At 72.6% G+C, this 15,446-nt stretch carries 9 protein-coding genes and 7 pseudogenes; 8 read left to right on the plus strand and 8 right to left on the minus strand.

Annotation, left to right across the window (positions count from 1 at the left end; translation table 11 throughout):
* Positions 1–36: 36 nt before the first annotated feature.
* A pseudogene (locus JIW86_RS08200) lies at positions 37–126 on the plus strand (universal stress protein); the annotation flags it as partial.
* 13 nt (positions 127–139) lie between these two features.
* Here the strand turns inward: JIW86_RS08200 and JIW86_RS08205 are convergent.
* The gene (locus JIW86_RS08205; protein WP_257553178.1) at positions 140–1,333 is read right to left on the minus strand and encodes a CapA family protein; all 1,194 of its coding nucleotides are present in this window, start codon (positions 1,331–1,333) and stop codon (positions 140–142) included.
* 299 nt (positions 1,334–1,632) lie between these two features.
* On the opposite strand from JIW86_RS08205, the gene JIW86_RS08210 reads away from it, so the two are divergent.
* Together JIW86_RS08210 and JIW86_RS08215 are read left to right on the plus strand one after the other, a co-directional pair.
* Positions 1,633–2,172, plus strand: coding sequence for a sigma-70 family RNA polymerase sigma factor (locus tag JIW86_RS08210; RefSeq protein ID WP_215149280.1), 540 nt, complete (start codon positions 1,633–1,635; stop codon positions 2,170–2,172).
* 228 nt (positions 2,173–2,400) lie between these two features.
* Positions 2,401–2,901 (plus strand): hypothetical protein, encoded by a 501-nt coding sequence (locus tag JIW86_RS08215; protein WP_257553179.1) that lies wholly within the window; start codon positions 2,401–2,403, stop codon positions 2,899–2,901.
* Positions 2,902–2,973: 72 nt separating this feature from the next.
* Here JIW86_RS08215 and JIW86_RS08220 read toward each other — a convergent pair whose 3' ends face one another.
* The 4 genes and pseudogenes from JIW86_RS08220 to JIW86_RS41640 all read right to left on the minus strand — a co-directional run.
* Positions 2,974–3,375 carry a hypothetical protein gene (locus JIW86_RS08220; protein WP_215149282.1) on the minus strand — a complete coding sequence of 134 codons (402 nt, stop codon included), beginning with the start codon at positions 3,373–3,375 and terminating at the stop codon, positions 2,974–2,976.
* A gap of 26 nt (positions 3,376–3,401) precedes the next feature.
* Positions 3,402–4,259 (minus strand): annotated as a pseudogene (locus JIW86_RS08225) (Fpg/Nei family DNA glycosylase).
* A 99-nt stretch (positions 4,260–4,358) separates the two neighbouring features.
* Positions 4,359–6,422: a SpoIIE family protein phosphatase gene (locus tag JIW86_RS08230; RefSeq protein WP_257559252.1), complete on the minus strand. Its 2,064-nt coding sequence runs from the start codon at positions 6,420–6,422 to the stop codon at positions 4,359–4,361.
* Positions 6,423–6,971: 549 nt separating this feature from the next.
* Positions 6,972–7,712 (minus strand): annotated as a pseudogene (locus tag JIW86_RS41640) (DUF6777 domain-containing protein); the annotation flags it as partial.
* A gap of 172 nt (positions 7,713–7,884) precedes the next feature.
* Between JIW86_RS41640 and JIW86_RS08235 the strand changes: the two are divergent.
* From JIW86_RS08235 to JIW86_RS08245, 3 genes and pseudogenes are all read left to right on the plus strand, one after another.
* Positions 7,885–8,784, plus strand: coding sequence for a YndJ family protein (locus tag JIW86_RS08235; RefSeq protein ID WP_257553180.1), 900 nt, complete (start codon positions 7,885–7,887; stop codon positions 8,782–8,784).
* Positions 8,781–9,188, plus strand: a pseudogene (locus JIW86_RS42125) (DUF1990 family protein); the annotation flags it as partial. The gene JIW86_RS08235 and the pseudogene JIW86_RS42125, both read left to right, overlap by 4 nt.
* A 145-nt stretch (positions 9,189–9,333) precedes the next feature.
* Positions 9,334–10,772, plus strand: a pseudogene (locus JIW86_RS08245) (lipase maturation factor family protein).
* Here the strand turns inward: JIW86_RS08245 and JIW86_RS08250 are convergent.
* Both JIW86_RS08250 and JIW86_RS08255 read right to left on the minus strand, forming a co-directional pair.
* Positions 10,758–11,741 carry an NAD-dependent epimerase/dehydratase family protein gene (locus JIW86_RS08250; protein WP_257553182.1) on the minus strand — a complete coding sequence of 328 codons (984 nt, stop codon included), beginning with the start codon at positions 11,739–11,741 and terminating at the stop codon, positions 10,758–10,760. The pseudogene JIW86_RS08245 and the gene JIW86_RS08250 overlap by 15 nt on opposite strands.
* A 150-nt stretch (positions 11,742–11,891) precedes the next feature.
* Positions 11,892–12,065 (minus strand): hypothetical protein, encoded by a 174-nt coding sequence (locus tag JIW86_RS08255; RefSeq protein WP_215149328.1) that lies wholly within the window; start codon positions 12,063–12,065, stop codon positions 11,892–11,894.
* A gap of 372 nt (positions 12,066–12,437) precedes the next feature.
* Here JIW86_RS08255 and JIW86_RS08260 point away from each other — a divergent pair, with 372 nt between their 5' ends.
* Entirely contained in the window at positions 12,438–12,833 is a 396-nt protein-coding gene (locus JIW86_RS08260; protein WP_257553183.1) for a hypothetical protein, read from the plus strand.
* 51 nt (positions 12,834–12,884) lie between these two features.
* Here the strand turns inward: JIW86_RS08260 and JIW86_RS08265 are convergent.
* A pseudogene (locus JIW86_RS08265) lies at positions 12,885–14,370 on the minus strand (SDR family NAD(P)-dependent oxidoreductase).
* A 260-nt stretch (positions 14,371–14,630) separates the two neighbouring features.
* On the opposite strand from JIW86_RS08265, the pseudogene JIW86_RS08270 reads away from it, so the two are divergent.
* Positions 14,631–15,443 (plus strand): annotated as a pseudogene (locus JIW86_RS08270) (DMT family transporter); the annotation flags it as partial.
* Positions 15,444–15,446 lie beyond the last annotated feature (3 nt).

Below are 15,446 nucleotides of genomic sequence, written 5' to 3' on the forward strand. Positions count from 1 at the left end.
TCCGCGCGCCGAGCCCGGTGTACGTCCGGCCGGTGCGCCTCGGAACAGGCGGGCCACTGCTTCGTGGGTTCGTTGGCGATCCGCCTGGTCAAGGCCTGCCGCCGGCCCGTGACCGTCGTCCCCTGAGGGACCCGGTCCGCTACTTCGCCACGATGAGGCCGTCCTTGGCCGCGCCGCGGCTGAGGACCGCCTCGGTGATGGCGTCCTGAGCGGTCTCGTAGTCGCTCTGGTCGGGATCCTTGGCCAGAGCGGCGGGGAGGTTGACGACCCGGCCGATGGAGAGGTCCATCATCTGCGGGACGAACTCGGCCTTGGTGACCTGCCAGCGCTGTCCGGCGGCGGCCGGCGGGGCGAAGGTGAAGCGGCCGATCGATCCGTAGTTGCCGCGCATGTCCCGCGCACCCGAGTAGTTGAACATCTCACCCGCGACCTGGTCTCCCATGCCGTAGATGATCCACGTCCCGTTGACCTTCTCGTACGGCTGCGGGATGTGCGCGTGGGTGCCCAGGATCATGTCGATGTCCGGGCGCCCGCCCGTCTGCGAGGCGGTCAGCGCCTTGCCGAGGGAGAGCTGCTTCTCGTCCGGTTCGGTCTGCCACTCGGTGCCCCAGTGGAGGCTGACCAGCACCACGTCCGCGCCCGCCTTCCGGGCCGCCCGCGCGTCCGCGACGATCTTGTCCTGTTCCATCAGGTTGACCGCCCACGGCTGTCCCGGCGGCAGCGGGTAGCCGTTGGTGTCGTAGGTGTACGCGAGGTGCGCGACCTTGGCGGAGCCGGCCGTGTACGTGGTCACCGTGGCCGCCTCCGCCGCCGTACGGGCCGAGCCGGCGTGCTTCAGGCCGACCTTGTCGAACCGGTCCAGCGTGCGGCGCAGCCCGTCGGCCCCGTCGTCCAGGGTGTGGTTGGAGGCCGTGGAGCAGCCGTCGTATCCGGTCTCCTTCAGCGCGTCGGCGACGCTCGGCGGGGAGACGAAGGCCGGGTAGCCGGAGAAGGGCCCGCCCTCTTCCCCGTAGATGGTCTCCATGTGGCAGAGGGCCAGGTCGGCCCCGGAGACCACGGGCTTGACGCCGGAGAACATCGGCCGGAAGTCGTGCCCGTCGCCGTCCGCGTCGTTGGCCGCCCGCTGGATGACCGAGGTGTGGGGCAGTACGTCGCCGCTCGCGACCAGCGTGAACCCCTTGGCCGCGGGAGACCCGGCGGCACTGGAGGCAACCGGTCCGCCGGATTCACCCAGGCGTGCCGGTGCCGATTCCCCCGCGGCCGAACAGCCTGCGGCCGCCGACAGCAGGAGGGCCGACAGGAGCGCGGCAGCCTGTCGGGTGCGCTTGGTCATCTGCCCCAGCTCTCATTAGTACGACTATCCGATCTCTCGTAATCCACATAACAAGACGTCAATAGTCAAGGAACGGCTCCGTCCACTTGAGGCGCGACCACTCCGATGGCCGCCGCCGGGCGCCCTGCCGTTCGCCGCGCCGTTCGACCGTTCACCGCCCGGCCCGGCCGCCCACCGGATGACCCGGGTGCTTGGGCGCACCGGCCGGACCGGACGGTTCCCGTCGGGGCTCCGTGCAGGTCAGGGTGAATGCGTCGACTCCCCGCACGGACATCCACGCACCCCGGAAGGAGCCCCTCGTGCCGCTCTCCCCCGCCCTCCGGCGTACCGACCCCGAGGCGCTGGCCGAACTCCAGCGCGACCACGGGCGGGCCCTGTTCGGTTTCCTGGTCGGGCTCACCGCCGGGGACGCCCAGCGCGCGGAGGACCTCGTACAGGAGACCCTCGTACGGGTCTGGCAACACCCGGAGGTCCTGTCGAGCGAGCACGAATCCATGCGGCCCTGGCTGTTCACGGTGGCCAGGCGGCTCGCCATCGACGCCCGGCGCGCCCGCCTGTCACGGCCGCAGGAGGTGGACCCGGAGGGGCTTGAGCAGGCACCCGCTCCCGAGGACGCGGTGGCCGGGTCGGTCACGGCGATCGACGTCCGGCGGGCCGTCGGTTCGCTGGGCCCGGAGCACCGCGAGGTGCTGATGCAGGTCTACTTCCAGGACCGCTCGGTGGCCGAGGCCGCCGCCGAGCTCGGAATCCCGGCCGGGACCGTCAAGTCCCGTACGTACTACGCCCTGCGCGCCCTGCGCAAAGACCTCCAGGGGTACGGGTACGGCCTCGGCGCCTGAGCCGGCCGGCTGCACGGGCCCCTGCCAAGAGGGCTGCCAAGAAGACGGCGAAGACGACGAGGACCGCCTCGAATACATGTGAACCGGACACAAACCGCATGGAATGAGGCATCAGACCGTTCAAGTTGAGTAAACATCCCCCGCCCGGCGAGCCGCTCGGTGAAGGCTCAGGGCTGACGGCGGGACGCTGAACGCGCGGGAGAAGGTGGAACGGTGCAGCCCGAGGGTATGAACGGCACCAGTGACGGCGGGCTCGCGGTGCCCATGGCTTGGCTTTACGCCGAGTACATCGCAGACGAACTGCTGCGCACGGGCCGGCTGATCCCGGTCAGCACCCTGGAGTTCCGGGCCGGGCGGGACACGCTCGCGCTGACGATCTACCTCTCGGACGCGGCCGGGGAACTCTCCGGGATCCGCGTGGTCTCCCAGCTCGACGAGTGGCTCTCGCTGACGGCGTACGGTCACCCCTGGCGCGACTGGGTGCACACCCGGTTCCTCGCGCTGGGCGAGGAGGCCCGGGAGCGCGGCCGTGCCGAGGAACCGGACCTGGAACTGGCCCGGGCGGCCTGGCGCTGGCTGGACCGCACGGAGCTGTTCGCCACCAACCTCGACCCCGGACGGCACGGCCACGCCGACACCCCTGCGGGACTGGACGAGAACGCCCGCGTGTGGACCCCGGCCTGGCAACTCGGCCTGCCGCTGGGCCACTTGGCGATGCACCTGTTCTGAGGACCCGCCGGGGCCACACGGGACGGCCCGGGCTGCACGAGACGGCTCGGAGCCACACGGGACGGCCCGGGGCTACACAGGACGGCGGGGGCCCGGGGCCTCCGCCGGGTCCATCACCAGGCCGGTGAAATCAGCCTCGTTGCGCTCGGCGCACATGACGTACCAGCGGGCGATCAGCCACATCACCGGATACACCAGCAGGCCCAGCGCCAGCCACACCAGCGGCCCGGACGCCGCGCGCGGCAGCAGCAGCACCAGCGGCAGCGCCCCGACCGTCAGCGCGAGTGCGGCCAGCGCCCAGATCCCCGCGCGCAGCTGGCTGCGCATGAGGGCCCGTACGTAGGTGGCGCCCAGGGTGGTCTGCTCGGAGATCTCCGAGCGGGCCGGGGTGTGCGCGGGCGGCCGGCGGCGGGTGCCCCGGGGCACCCCGGTGACGATCTCGCGCCGGGGCGGCGACTGCTGGTCCTCGGCCATGGTGCCGGAGTCTACGCAGCGCCCCGCTATTTGAGGAGGCGCGAAAGCCGCCGGTCGGCGAGCGGCTTCCCGCCGGTCTGGCAGGTGGGGCAGTACTCGAGCGAGGAGTCGGCGAAGGAGACCGAGCGGACGGTGTCCCCGCACACCGGGCACGGCTCCCCGGTCCGGCCGTGCACCCGCAGCCCGCTCTTCTTCTCGGCCTTGAGCTTCCCGGCGGCCACTCCGTGCGCCCGGCCGACGGCCTCCCGCAGGGTGTCCTGGACGGCCGCGTAGAGCCGGGTGGTCTGCTCCTCGTCGAAGGACGCGGCCAGTTTGAAGGGGAGACCTTGGCGCGGTGCAGGATCTCGTCGCTGTAGGCGTTGCCGATACCGGCGATGACGCTCTGGTCGCGCAGCACGCCTTTGATCTGGCGCCGCTCCCCGCGAGCAGGGCCGCGAACGCGTCCCGGCCGAAGGCACCGTCGAGCGGATCGGGGCCGAGGCGGGCGATGCCGGGCACGTCCTGGGGATCGCGTACGACGTACACCGCGAGGCGCTTTTGGGTGCCGGCCTCGGTGAGGTCGAAGCCTCCCCGCCCGCCAGGACCACGCGCAGCGCGAGCGGCCCCTTGCCGGGGCGCGGCGGCTGGGCGGGCAGGGTGTCCTGCCAGCGCAGCCAGCCGGCCCGGGCCAGGTGGGTGACGAGGTGGAGCTCGCCGATCCGCAGGGCCAGGAACTTGCCGTGCCGGGCGGTGGCGCCGGCCGTCTGCCCTTCGAGGGCGGTCAGCGGCGGGTCGTACGTCTTGAGCACGCTCACCGCGAGCGGGAGGACGCGTTCCACCACCCGCCCGGTGAGGTGCTCGTCGAGGTACTCCCGCAGGGCCTCGACCTCGGGCAGCTCCGGCATGGTCCCAGCCTGCCCCCGGCCCGGGGGAAACGCGAGCCGTGCCCGGGCGGCGGCTTCCCGGAACCGGGGTCCGCCCCGCACCCCGCCGCCGTCGGGGCGTCAGCCCACCACGAACTCGCACCACACGCACTTGCCGCTCCCCCGCGGCTCCACGCCCCACACGTCCGCCAGCCGGTCCACCAGCATCAGGCCCCGTCCCGACACCCCCGACTCCCCGGCCTCGCGACGCCTCGGCAGCGCGCTGGAGCGGTCCTCGACCTCCACCCGCAGCCGCCGTTCGAGACCGTTCAGGACCCGCAGGGTCACGATCGCCGGGCCGTCCGTGTGCATCAGGGCGTTCACGATCAGCTCGTCCGCGACGAGTTCGATCTCGTCGGCCCGTTCCCGCGCGCCCCACGCCCGCACCGCCGCCCCGATCATGTGGCGCGCCGCCACCAGGGCCTCCGGGTCCCCCGGCGCCACGTGCTGCTGTAGCCGGCCGCCGCCCTGCGGGGCGTCCTGCACCTGACGGCGCAGCAGGAGCAGCGCCATGTCGTCGTCGCCGCCCCGCTCGTCGACGACCCCGCACAGCCGGTCGGCGAGCAGCTGCAGGTCCGCCGGTCCGCCGCGGACCAGCGAAGTGAGCATCTGGATCCCGTCGTCCAGGTCGGCGCCGGGCTGCTCCACCAGGCCGTCCGTACACAGCAGAATCGTTTCCCCCGGATCCAGCTCCACCGTGGTCACCGGGTACTCCAGGCGGCCGAACTCCGCCGAGAGGCCCAGCGGCATCCCGCCCCCCACCGGGAGTCTGCGGCAGTCCCCGCTCCGGGTGCGCAGCAGCGGGTCGATGTGGCCCGCGCGGACCAGCTGGAGCACCCCCGTCGACAGGTCGGCCTCCACGTACGTACAAGTCGCGAAGCGGTCGGTGTCCAGTTCGTGCAGGAAGACGGAGGCCCGGGCCATCACCGTGGCCGGCGCGTGGCCCTCGGCGGCGTACGCGCGCAGCACGATCCGCAGCTGGCCCATGACCGCCGCCGCGTGCGTGTCGTGGCCCTGGACGTCGCCGATGACGGCGCCGACCCGGCCTCCCGGCAGCGGGATGACGTCGTACCAGTCGCCGCCGATGTCCTGGCCCATCCGGGCGGAGCGGTACCGTACGGCGATCTCCGCGCCCGGCACCGACGGGATCCGCCGCGGCAGCATCGCCTGCTGGAGCCCCTCGGCGAGGTCGTGCTCCTGCTCCAGCAGCATGGCCCGCTGGAGGCTCTGCGCGATGCTGCTGCCCAGGGCGACGAGCAGGTTCCGCTCGTCCTGGGTGAAGCCGTCCTTGTCCTGGTAGAGCAGGCCGATCGCGCCGATCGGGCGGGCCTGGGCGATGAGCGGCAGATAGGCGGCCGCCGAGATGTGCATGTACTCGATCTTCGACCAGAGCCCGGGATAGCCCGTGGCGAACTCCTGCGCCGAGTCGAGGAACCGCGGCTGGAGCGAGCGGACGACCTCGCTCATCGGGTAGTGCTCGTCGATGCGGGTGTAGCGCGTCCCGGGTACGAAGCTGCCCTCCGGGCCCTCGGCGACGAGGTGGATCCTTCCGGCCTCGACGAGGCCCATCACCATGCCCATCGAGCCGAGGCGTTCCAGGCCGTGGGCGTCGCCGAGCGCGTCGATGACGTCCTGGACGGTCCGGGCGTGCGCGAGGGCGGCGGTGGTGCTCTCGACCACGGACGTCTGGCGGCGCCGCGCCTCGTCCAGGCCGAGGCGTTCCGCCGAGTGGCTGAGCTCCTCGGTGGCGTCCCGGACGATGCCGATGATCCGGTACGGGCGCCCGTCCGGGCCGCGCATGACGCGGCCCTGGGTGTGCGTCCAGCGCAGCCGGCCGTCGTGGCAGCGGATGCGGAAGTAGGCGCCGTAGCTGTCTTCCTTGCTCTTGAGGGCGCTGGAGACGAGGGCGTCGAGCCGGGCGGCCTCGGCGGGCGGCACGCGCGGGCCCAGGGACTCGGGCCGGCCGTCGTACTCGTGGGGGGCCGTGTCGAAGACGTCGAGGGCTGCCGCGTCCAGGTGCATGAGCCCGGTGACCAGGTCCCAGTCGAAGCTGCCCATGCGGTTCAGTGCCAGCGACCGGTCCGGGTGCGCGGGCCAGTCGTCCGGCAGCGATACGGAGCTCGGCACCGGTCCACCATGACACACGGGCCGGTCAGGCGCTCTCCAGCGAGAAGCCGGGGTCGGAGGGCGACTGCTGCTGCCCGTCCGGGACGCCATTGGGGTCGGAGGGGTCAGAGGGGTTGGTGGGGCCAAAGGGGTCGTACGGCTCGCCCGGGAACTCCGACCCGTCGGTAGGAACGTCCGACGGGATGTCGGAGGGGAAGTCGGAGGGGAAATCCGATCCGTCGGACGGCACGTCGGAGGGCAGGTCCGACGGCGGCTGCTGGGGGTGGCCGGATCCGACGGCAGGCCCGGACTCTGCTGCCTGCCCCCGCCCGGCGAGGACGGAGCGGACGGGGTCCTCGGCGAATCCGGCGGGCAGTCCGTGGCCGCGGGAGCCGGCACTCTCGGGCTGCCGCCGGGCGGAGCCGGCGGCGCCGTGCGGGCGAGGCTGTTGCGGGTGGGGCTCGGGCAGGGGTCGGCCGGCACGGTCCCGGGCGGGTCGACGGGCCCGTCGGGAATGCCGTCGGCCGGATCGAACTGGGGCACCACTTCCGGGGTCCGGTCCTGGGCGCCGTCGTCGCCCACCTTGCGCTCGATCCAGGTGTTGTCGGCGATGTTGACGATGACCAGGTTGTTGATCACGTGTGTGGTGGGTTCGATGACCACGACCTGGTTGGGCTGGTAGCCGTTCCACGGGTCGCCCTTGTGCACCGGGGAGCCCTTGGGGGCGCGCGGAGACTGCAGCGGATTGCCGCAGGCACAGCGGACCCGGGGCATCCCGTGCTCGTCGATGAGGACGGCGGTACCGGCCTGGAGTACGGACTGGAAGCTGTCGGCGGCGCCGTCGCGGAAGCCGTGGCTGGTGACCCGGGTGTCTGCGCGGAGCACGACGGGGGTGAGGCCGCGGAGAAAATCGGGGATCTTCGCCTGTTCGATGTCGGAGGCCTCGGCGAATGCGCGCGCCTTGGCGGCATCGGCGGTCAGGTAGCGGACCTGCTGTTCCACGTCGCAGCTGCCGAACCGCTGGGTACCGCCGTACAGGCCGGGGGTGGCCGCGTTCACCGTGCGGATGCCCTGTCCGGTCTGGTTGGGCAGCGGGGGCTGTACGGGGGCGGACTCGGCGGTGGCCGAGGAGGCCGTGAAGGGGGCCGGGCCCGCGGAAGCCACGGGCTGGAGGTGGACTTCCTGGCTCTCGGATCCCGCGGTTCCGCGCTTCTCCTCGGAGCCGCCGCAGCCCGCCGTGAACAGGCAGAGGGCGGCCAACAGCGCGGCGCCGGCCGGTGTGTGACGACGCGGCGCCTGACGAGGTGTCGGAGGTGTCGGTGCGTGCACGTGGATCTCCCTTTTCGCCCCGGTTACTCCCTCTTGTCTGCCGCATCCGCGCGAGGGCCGCAACCGGAGCGCTTCTTGAACATGTTCAAGGAAGGTCGTAGAGTCACAGCCGTGAGTTGAACGCGTTCAATGCATTCGGCTCATCCGATCGCACTCGGGAGGGGAGTCCGTCGTGACGGTACTGGTGAACGTGATCGTCACCCTGGGCATGCTCTACGTGGTCCCGGCCGGCCTGCGCCTGATCGACCCGGTCGGGCTCCGCCGGACCGCCCGCCTGTGGCCGCTGCCCGCGGCCCTCGGGGCGGTGTGCCTGTGGCTGCCGCGCGGCGGGCTCGCCACCGCGCTGGCCGCACTCTACGCGGCGGCCTGTCTGGCCCTTGCGGTGAGGGGGTGTCTTGTCGGTCGGGCCGGCCGCGAGCCCGGCCTGACCGGCAAGACACCCCCTAAGGCCCCGGCCGCATTCCGCCGCGGCCGCCCGGCGGACATCGCCGTGGCCACCGCGCTGGCCTCGCCCTCGATCGCCGGGACCGCCCTGGTCGCCGAGCGCGCCGGTTACCGGCTCTTCGGATTCGACCTCGACATCCTGGCGCTCACCGTGCCCCACTTCCACTTCGCCGGATTCACGGCCGCCCTGGTCGCCGGGCTGGTGTGCCGGGCCGCGGCACCCGGACCGGGCGCGCGCTGGGCCGCGTACAGCGTCCCCGCGGGCACCCTGCTCGTGCTCCTCGGCTACTTCGTCGACGACTGGGCCGAGCTGGCGGGCGCGGTGGTCCTGACCGGTGGGATGTGGGCCGTGGCGCTGGCGACCTGGCGCGAGATCCGGCCCGCCGCAGGCGACCGGACCACGCGGGCGCTGCTCGCGACCTCGGCCGTGGTCCTGGTGGCCACCATGCTGCTCGCGCTGTGGTGGGCGGCCGGTGAGGCCACCGGGATCACCCACCCCACCCTGACCTGGATGGCCGCGACCCACGGCCTCGGAAACGCCCTCGGATTCGCCCTGTGTTCGGTGCTGGCCTGGCGCCGGCTGACCGCAGCCCACCCGCAGACCGCCCGACAGGAGAGCACGCCATGACCCGCCTGACCAGCACCGGCCGGGACACCCTCAGCTACCCCGACCGGGGCGCGACGGCCCGCCGCCCGCTGCCCGCCGGCTACCACCACCTGCACCACCGCACCCGGATCGGCCAGGGGCGGGCCGCCTTCGAGGCCGCCGGGGTCGCGGTGACCACCTTCCACGCCCACCGGACCTCGGGAATGCGGGTGCGGGCGGACGCCGGGGCCGTCCGCCCCGGCAGCCGCGCGGTGGTCGGGATCGGCCTCGGCCCGCTGCGGATCAGCGCTCCGTGCGAGGTGATCTGGACGGCGTACGAGCCCACCCGCGCCGGTTTCGCGTACGGGACCCTGACCGGCCACCCCGAGAGCGGGGAGGAGTCCTTCGTCGTGGACATGGACGCCGACGGCACGGTGTGGTTCACCGTGACCGCCTTCAGCCGCCCGGACAGCTGGTACACCCGGCTCGCGGGCCCGGTGATCCCCTCCTCCAGCGCAGCTACGCGATATGGCTGGGCCGCCACGTGCGCAAGCTGGCCGCCGCCGCCTGACCGGCCCGATACTGGAGGCGATGGACTGGTTCACGGCGCCCGGGTACTGGCTGGGCCGGCTGGTCTTCCAGCGGGCCCTCGCCGGTGTCTACCTCTTCGCCTTCATCGGGGCCGCCCTGCAGTTCCGGGCCCTGATCGGGGCGCGGGGCATGCTGCCCGTGCCGCGCTACGTGCGGTACGTGCCCTTCCGGCGCGCCCCGAGCCTGTTCCAACTGCGCTACTCCGACCGGCTCTTCGCCGGGTGCGCCTGGGCCGGGGCGCTGGTGGCCGCGGCGCTGGCCGCGGGGGCCGGGGACGAGGTGCCGCTGGCCGCCGCCATGGGGATGTGGGCGCTGCTGTGGCTGCTCTACCTCTCCATCGTGAACGTGGGGCAGACCTGGTACTCCTTCGGCTGGGAGTCGCTGCTGCTGGAGGTGGGCTTCCTCGCCGTCTTCCTCGGCAACGCGCGGACCGGGCCGCCGGTGCTGGTGCTCTGGCTTCTGCGCTGGGTGCTCTTCCGGGTGGAGTTCGGGGCCGGGCTGATCAAGATCCGCGGGGACTCCTGCTGGCGCAAGCTCACCTGCCTCTACTACCACCACGAGACGCAGCCGATGCCCGGGCCGCTGAGCTGGTTCTTCCACCATCTGCCCAGGCCGCTGCACCGGGTGGAGTGCGCGGCCAACCACGTGACCCAACTGCTGGTCCCCGTTCTGCTGTTCACGCCGCAGCCGGTGGCCTCGTACGCCGCGGGGATCATCGTGGCGACGCAGTTGTGGCTGGTGCTGTCCGGCAACTTCGCCTGGCTGAACTGGCTGACGATCACCCTGGCCCTGTCGGCCGTGGACTTCACCGGGCTCGCGGGCGCTCCCCGGCCGCCGCATCCCGGGCGGCGCCGGTGTGGTTCGTGGTCCTGGTCTGCGCCGTGACCGTGCTGGTGCTGGTGCTGAGCCGCCATCCGGTGCTCAACATGATCTCGCGCCGCCAGGTGATGAACCGCTCCTTCGACTCGGTCCATCTGGTCAACACCTACGGGGCGTTCGGCACGGTGGGCCGGATCCGCGAGGAGGTGGTGGTCGAGGGCACCGCCGACCGGGTGCCGCACGCTGACGGGGCCTGGCGCGAGTACGGCTTCAAGGGGAAACCGGGGGATCCGCGCGGGATTCCGCGCCAGTTCGCCCCGTACCACCTGCGCCTCGACTGGCTGATGTGGTTCGCGGCGCTCTCCCCCGGCTATGCGCGGGACTGGTTCGGACCGTTCGTGGAGCGGCTGCTGGCGGGCGACCGGGACACGCTGCGGCTGCTGCGGCACAACCCCTTCCCGGACGCCCCGCCGCGCTATGTCCGCGCCCTGCTGTACCGCTACCGGTTCACCACCTGGCGGGAGCTGCGCGAGACGGGCGCGTGGTGGCACCGCACGCTGGTGCGCGAGTACCTGCCGCCCACCCGCCTCGCCGACGCGGCCTGGTCAGAGCCCGAGTAGCGCCGCCTCCCGCTCCGCGTCGATGCCGGGCGCCGGGCGGTCGGAGCGCTGCGGGGCGACTCCGCCGAGGCTCTGGAGCCAGGCCCAGGTGTCGGCCACGGTCTCCTCGACCGGGCGGCAGGTCAGGCCGACAGCCAGAGCCTTGGACACGTCGCCGCCGGCCATGTAGTCGTGGGCCTCGCCCGCCGGTATCCAGATCGGGAGCTCGGTCCAGGGCTGTACGCCGGCCTGCTGGATCAGATCCGGATCGGTCCAGCGCAGTTCGGCGCGGCCGCCGGTGGTGCCGGCGCAGGCGTCCAGGAGGCTTCCCATCGTGGCGTGCCCGGCCGGGGAGGCCATGTTGTACGCGCCGCCGTGCCCGGCGGCGGCCGCGTCGAGGGTCCAGCGGGCGAGGTCGCGTACGTCGATGTACTGGAGCGGGAGTTCCCGCGGGCCGGGGGCGAGGACCGGGCCGCCGCGGGCGGTGCGGTTCAGCCACCAGGGCAGTCGGCCGACGTTCTCGTACGGGCCGAGGATCAGCCCGGCGCGCACCAGCAGGGCGCGGTCGCCGAAGGCGTCGAGGGCGGCGAGTTCACCGCCTCGCTTGTCCTCGGCGTAGGCGATGGACTCGGCATCGGGCGAGCCCTCCACCAGGGGGCCCTGCTCGTCGAGTCCGGCCGGCGCGGGATAGGCGTACACGGAGCGGCTGGAGACGTACGCGTACCGCCCGACCCGGTCGCGCAGCAGGCGGGCGCTGTCGCGCACGGCGGTGGGGGCACCGCCCCAGGTGTCGACAACGAGGTCCCACTCCCCCTCGGCCAGGGCGTCCAGGCCGCCGGGGGCGGTGCGGTCCCCGTGCAGGGCGGAGGTGCCCGGCGGGGGCGCGTGGTGGCCTCGGTGGAAGACGGTCACCTCCCAGCCCCGGTCGAGGGCCTCCTCGGTGATCGCGCGTCCGACGAATTCGGTTCCACCCAGCATCAGCAGTTTCATGTCCCTCAGCCTGTCCGGCGTTCCGGGGCGGCGGAAGTCATGATCGCTCTGAGCGATGACGCTCACGGCGTAGGCGGTTCGGGAACCCGTCCGGGCGCGGCAGCGCCCCCGGTGCGGGTGAGCACGGGGGCGCGCGTACCGCTCTGCGGACTAGTCGATGCCGGGCAGGATGTGCGATTCCGCCAGGTCGTCCTCGTACCCCGCCAGCCGGATCGGGGCGGACCGCGCCCAGACCTCAAGGCTTCCGAGCTCGTCGGTTCGCGGCTTGGTCCGCTTCCCCGTCCGCTCCAGCAACTTCGGTTCGGGCTTCGTCATTTCTGTCACCGCGCACTCCTTCGTGTCGCGTACCCGGCAGGCGTGCCGCGCCGGGTTGGGAGGAAAGGGTTTCCGGACGCGGTGGCGCCTTGGTGGAGCGTGGCCCGGATGGGGCCGTCTGATGCCCCAGACTACACATATGAGCGGGCCTCCGCTCGATCGAAAGGCAAAAACCACGTCGCCCTTTTGTTTTCGCCGCGAGTTCAGGAAGTCGTCGGCCCGCGGGTGCGACAAGCATGGTCCGCTCGACGCCGGATGCGCGCGGGGGCGACGGAGGGAGCGGCGGTGGCGAGGTCCGGAGTACGGGGGTTCGAAGTGCCCCACGTCTCAAGCGTTCCGGAGCTGATGGATCTTCTGCACGCCTGCCGCGGAGGCCGTGGAATGCGGACGGCGGCCGTGCTGCGCCGCGCTCACCCGTTCGACAAGGAGCTCCAGATCGCGGGCCTGGTACTGGATCTCGGCGAACTGCTCCGTCCGGGTGACGCAGCGTCCCCGCGCGATCACGATGTGGCGGAGGCGGTGCGTCCGCTGCTGGGTGAGCGGGTGGCCCGGCTGATCCGGCTGCACGCGCGGGCCGGGGACGAGGCCGGGTTCGGCGCCCTGGCGGCGGCCGGCCCGGACGGCGAGGCGGCGGCGACCCTGCGCCAGGCCCACGACGGTGCCGATGCGGCGGGCCTGGAGGCGGGCGTCCTGGAGGACTGGCAGCCGGTGCTGGAACTGGTCGCGGCGGGGGCCTACCGGGCGGTGGCCGGCAGGCCGTTCCTGCCGAAAGGCTGAACGACCCCTTCGGCACGCCGAAGGGGTCGCGGGCGGGGCCGGAGCCGGGTCCTACCAGTTCGCGGGGGCGTAGTCCTTCAGGAAGACGCCGAACAGGTCCTCGCCCGCCTCGCCGCGGACGACGGGGTCGTAGACCCGGGCCGCGCCGTCGATCAGGTCGAGGGGGCGTGGAAGCCCTCCTCGGCGAGGCGCAGCTTGTCGAAGTGCGGGCGCTCGTCGGTGATCCAGCCGGTGTCGACCGAGGTCATCAGGATGCGGTCGGTCTGGAACATCTCCTGGCCGCTGGTCCGCGTCACCATGTTCATCGCGGCCTTGGCGGCATTGGTGTTCGGGTGGCCCGCACCCTTGTAGCCACGGCTGAAGACGCCCTCCATCGCGGAGACGTTCACGACGTACGCACGCCCGCTGGACGCCTTCCGGGCGGCCTCGGCCATGGCCGGCCGGAGCGCGCTGATCAGGATGAAGGGCGACGTGTAGTTGCACAGCTGGGTCTCGAGCAGCTCGACCGGGGAGATCTGGTCGATGGTCTGCACCCAGGTGTTGCTGTCGACGACGTCGGGCAGCAGGCCGCCCGCGTCGATCGCGGTTCCGGCGAGGTGCCGCTCCAGGCTGGCGTTGCCCGCCACCAGGGCGAGGTCGGCGACCTTCTGCGCCTCGAGCCCGCTCACGCCGACGGGCAGCGCCGCCAGGCCGTCGACCGCACCGGAGTTGAAGGCGCCGATGACGTGGTGGGCGGGGAGCTCACCAGCGGGCAGCGGGGCGCCCTCCCCTCGACCAGTGCCGCGTAGGCGCTGGGCAGGCGGCGCACGGTCTGCGTCGCGTTGTTGATCAGGATGTCGAGCGGACCGGCTCCGGCCACCTGCTCGGCGAGGGCCACGGACTGGGCCGGGTCGCGCAGGTCTATGCCGACGACCTCCAGACGGTGCATCCAGTCCGCGGAGTCCTCCATCGCCTTGAAGCGGCGGATGGCGTCCTTGGGGAAGCGGGTGGTGATCGTGGTGTGGGCGCCGTCGCGCAGCAGCCGCAGCGCGATGTACATGCCGATCTTGGCCCGGCCACCGGTCAGCAGCGCGCGCTTGCCGGTGAGGTCGGCGCGGGCCTCCCGCCTGGCCCGGTTCTCGGCGGCGCACTTCGGGCAGAGCTGGTGATAGAAGTAGTCGACCTCGACGTACCGCGTCTTGCAGATGTAGCAGGAGCGCGGACGCTGGAGTATCCCGGCGATCCGGCCGGCCTCCGTGACCGAGGAGGGCAGGAGACCCTCGGTCTCGTCGTCGATGCGCTCGGCCGAGCCGGTGGCGGTGGCCTCGGTGACGGCCTTGTCGTTGGCGGTCTTGGCGGCGCGGCGCTCCTGGCGGCGGCGCTGCTTGACCGTGCGGTAGAGACCGGCGGTGGCACGGCGTACGGTGATCGCGTCGGGATGGTCGACGTCGAGCTTGTCCAGCTCCTCGAGCACGCTGAGGCAGAGAGCCAGCCGCTCGGGGTCGACGCCCGGTCCGTATGTGTGCCCGTAGTCGTGGCTGTCTTCGGTCACCGTCATGGCCGCTGCTGTTCCTTGATCACTCGTCCGCATCCGCCTGCTGCGGAAGTCCTCAAAAGAGGAACTGTACGGATCGGACACGCCCCGAACCAAACCCGGCGCCGCGGACCTCACTCACCGCGATCGCCCCGCCACTCTCCGCATCAGGATCGCTGTCCCGGAAGCGTCGGCTCGAGTACTCCTGTACTACGCCAGGAGTATGACTCGTGACCCCCTGTGGGCGGAGGAATAGCGAAGTCAGGTCGGGCATTGTGGAGTTCATGAGTGCACTGGCGCTGTCGGTCCTGCTCTGTCTCGTGTCCGCCCTGGCGTACGCGGGTGGCGCGATCGTCCAGGAACAGGTCGCGGCGAGCACGCCGGACCGCCCGTACGCACCGCTGCGGCGGGGCGTCTGGTGGGTCGCGGTGGGGCTGAACGGCCTCGGCGCCCTGCTGCACGTGGTGGCCCTCGCGTACGGACCGCTGAGTCTGGTCCAGCCGCTCGGCGCGCTCACCATCGTCTTCGCCCTCCCGATGGCGGCCGTGTTCGTACGCCGCCGGGCGGGCGCGGCAGCCTGGCGCGGGGCGGTACTGGCCACCCTCGGCCTGGCCGGTCTGCTGGCCCTGACCGGCGGGGACGGGCGGGCGGAGCAGCCCCTCGCGGACGGCGAACGGAGCCTGCTGCTCATCGTGACCGCGGCCGGCGTGACGGCGCTGTTCCTGGCGTCGCACCGGATGCACCGGGCGGTGCTGCGCAGCGTGCTGATGGCCGCGGCGGCCGGTACGGCCTTCGGCATGGCCTCGGTGTTCACCAAGTCCGTGGCGGAGAGCTTCACGCAAGGCTCGCCGGACTCCCTGTGGCCCGATGTCGCGGCGATAGCGCTGCTCGCCTCCTTCGGGCTCCTGCTGTCGCAGGCGGCCTACCGGGGTGCCGGGCTGACCGCGCCGCTGGCCACGGTGACCGTGATCAATCCCGTGGTCGCGGCGACGGTCGGCATCTCCCTCTTCGACGAGGGCTTCCGGTACGGGGCGGCCGGCACGGCGGCGGCCCTGGCCAGCGCCCTGGTCGCGGCGGGCGGACTGATCCTGCTCACCGCC

Origin of the sequence: Streptomyces sp. NBC_00162 (assembly GCF_024611995.1) — a bacterium.
Classification (GTDB): domain Bacteria; phylum Actinomycetota; class Actinomycetes; order Streptomycetales; family Streptomycetaceae; genus Streptomyces.

Bases quoted from the DNA above. Each gene is read 5' to 3' on its own strand.
- JIW86_RS08205 (WP_257553178.1), bottom strand. From the start codon at position 1,333: ATGACCAAGCGCACCCGACAGGCTGCCGCGCTCCTGTCGGCCCTCCTG.
- JIW86_RS08215 (WP_257553179.1), top strand. From the start codon at position 2,401: ATGAACGGCACCAGTGACGGCGGGCTCGCGGTGCCCATGGCTTGGCTT.
- JIW86_RS08220 (WP_215149282.1), bottom strand. From the start codon at position 3,375: ATGGCCGAGGACCAGCAGTCGCCGCCCCGGCGCGAGATCGTCACCGGG.
- JIW86_RS08250 (WP_257553182.1), bottom strand. From the start codon at position 11,741: ATGAAACTGCTGATGCTGGGTGGAACCGAATTCGTCGGACGCGCGATC.
- JIW86_RS08260 (WP_257553183.1), top strand. From the start codon at position 12,438: ATGCGGACGGCGGCCGTGCTGCGCCGCGCTCACCCGTTCGACAAGGAG.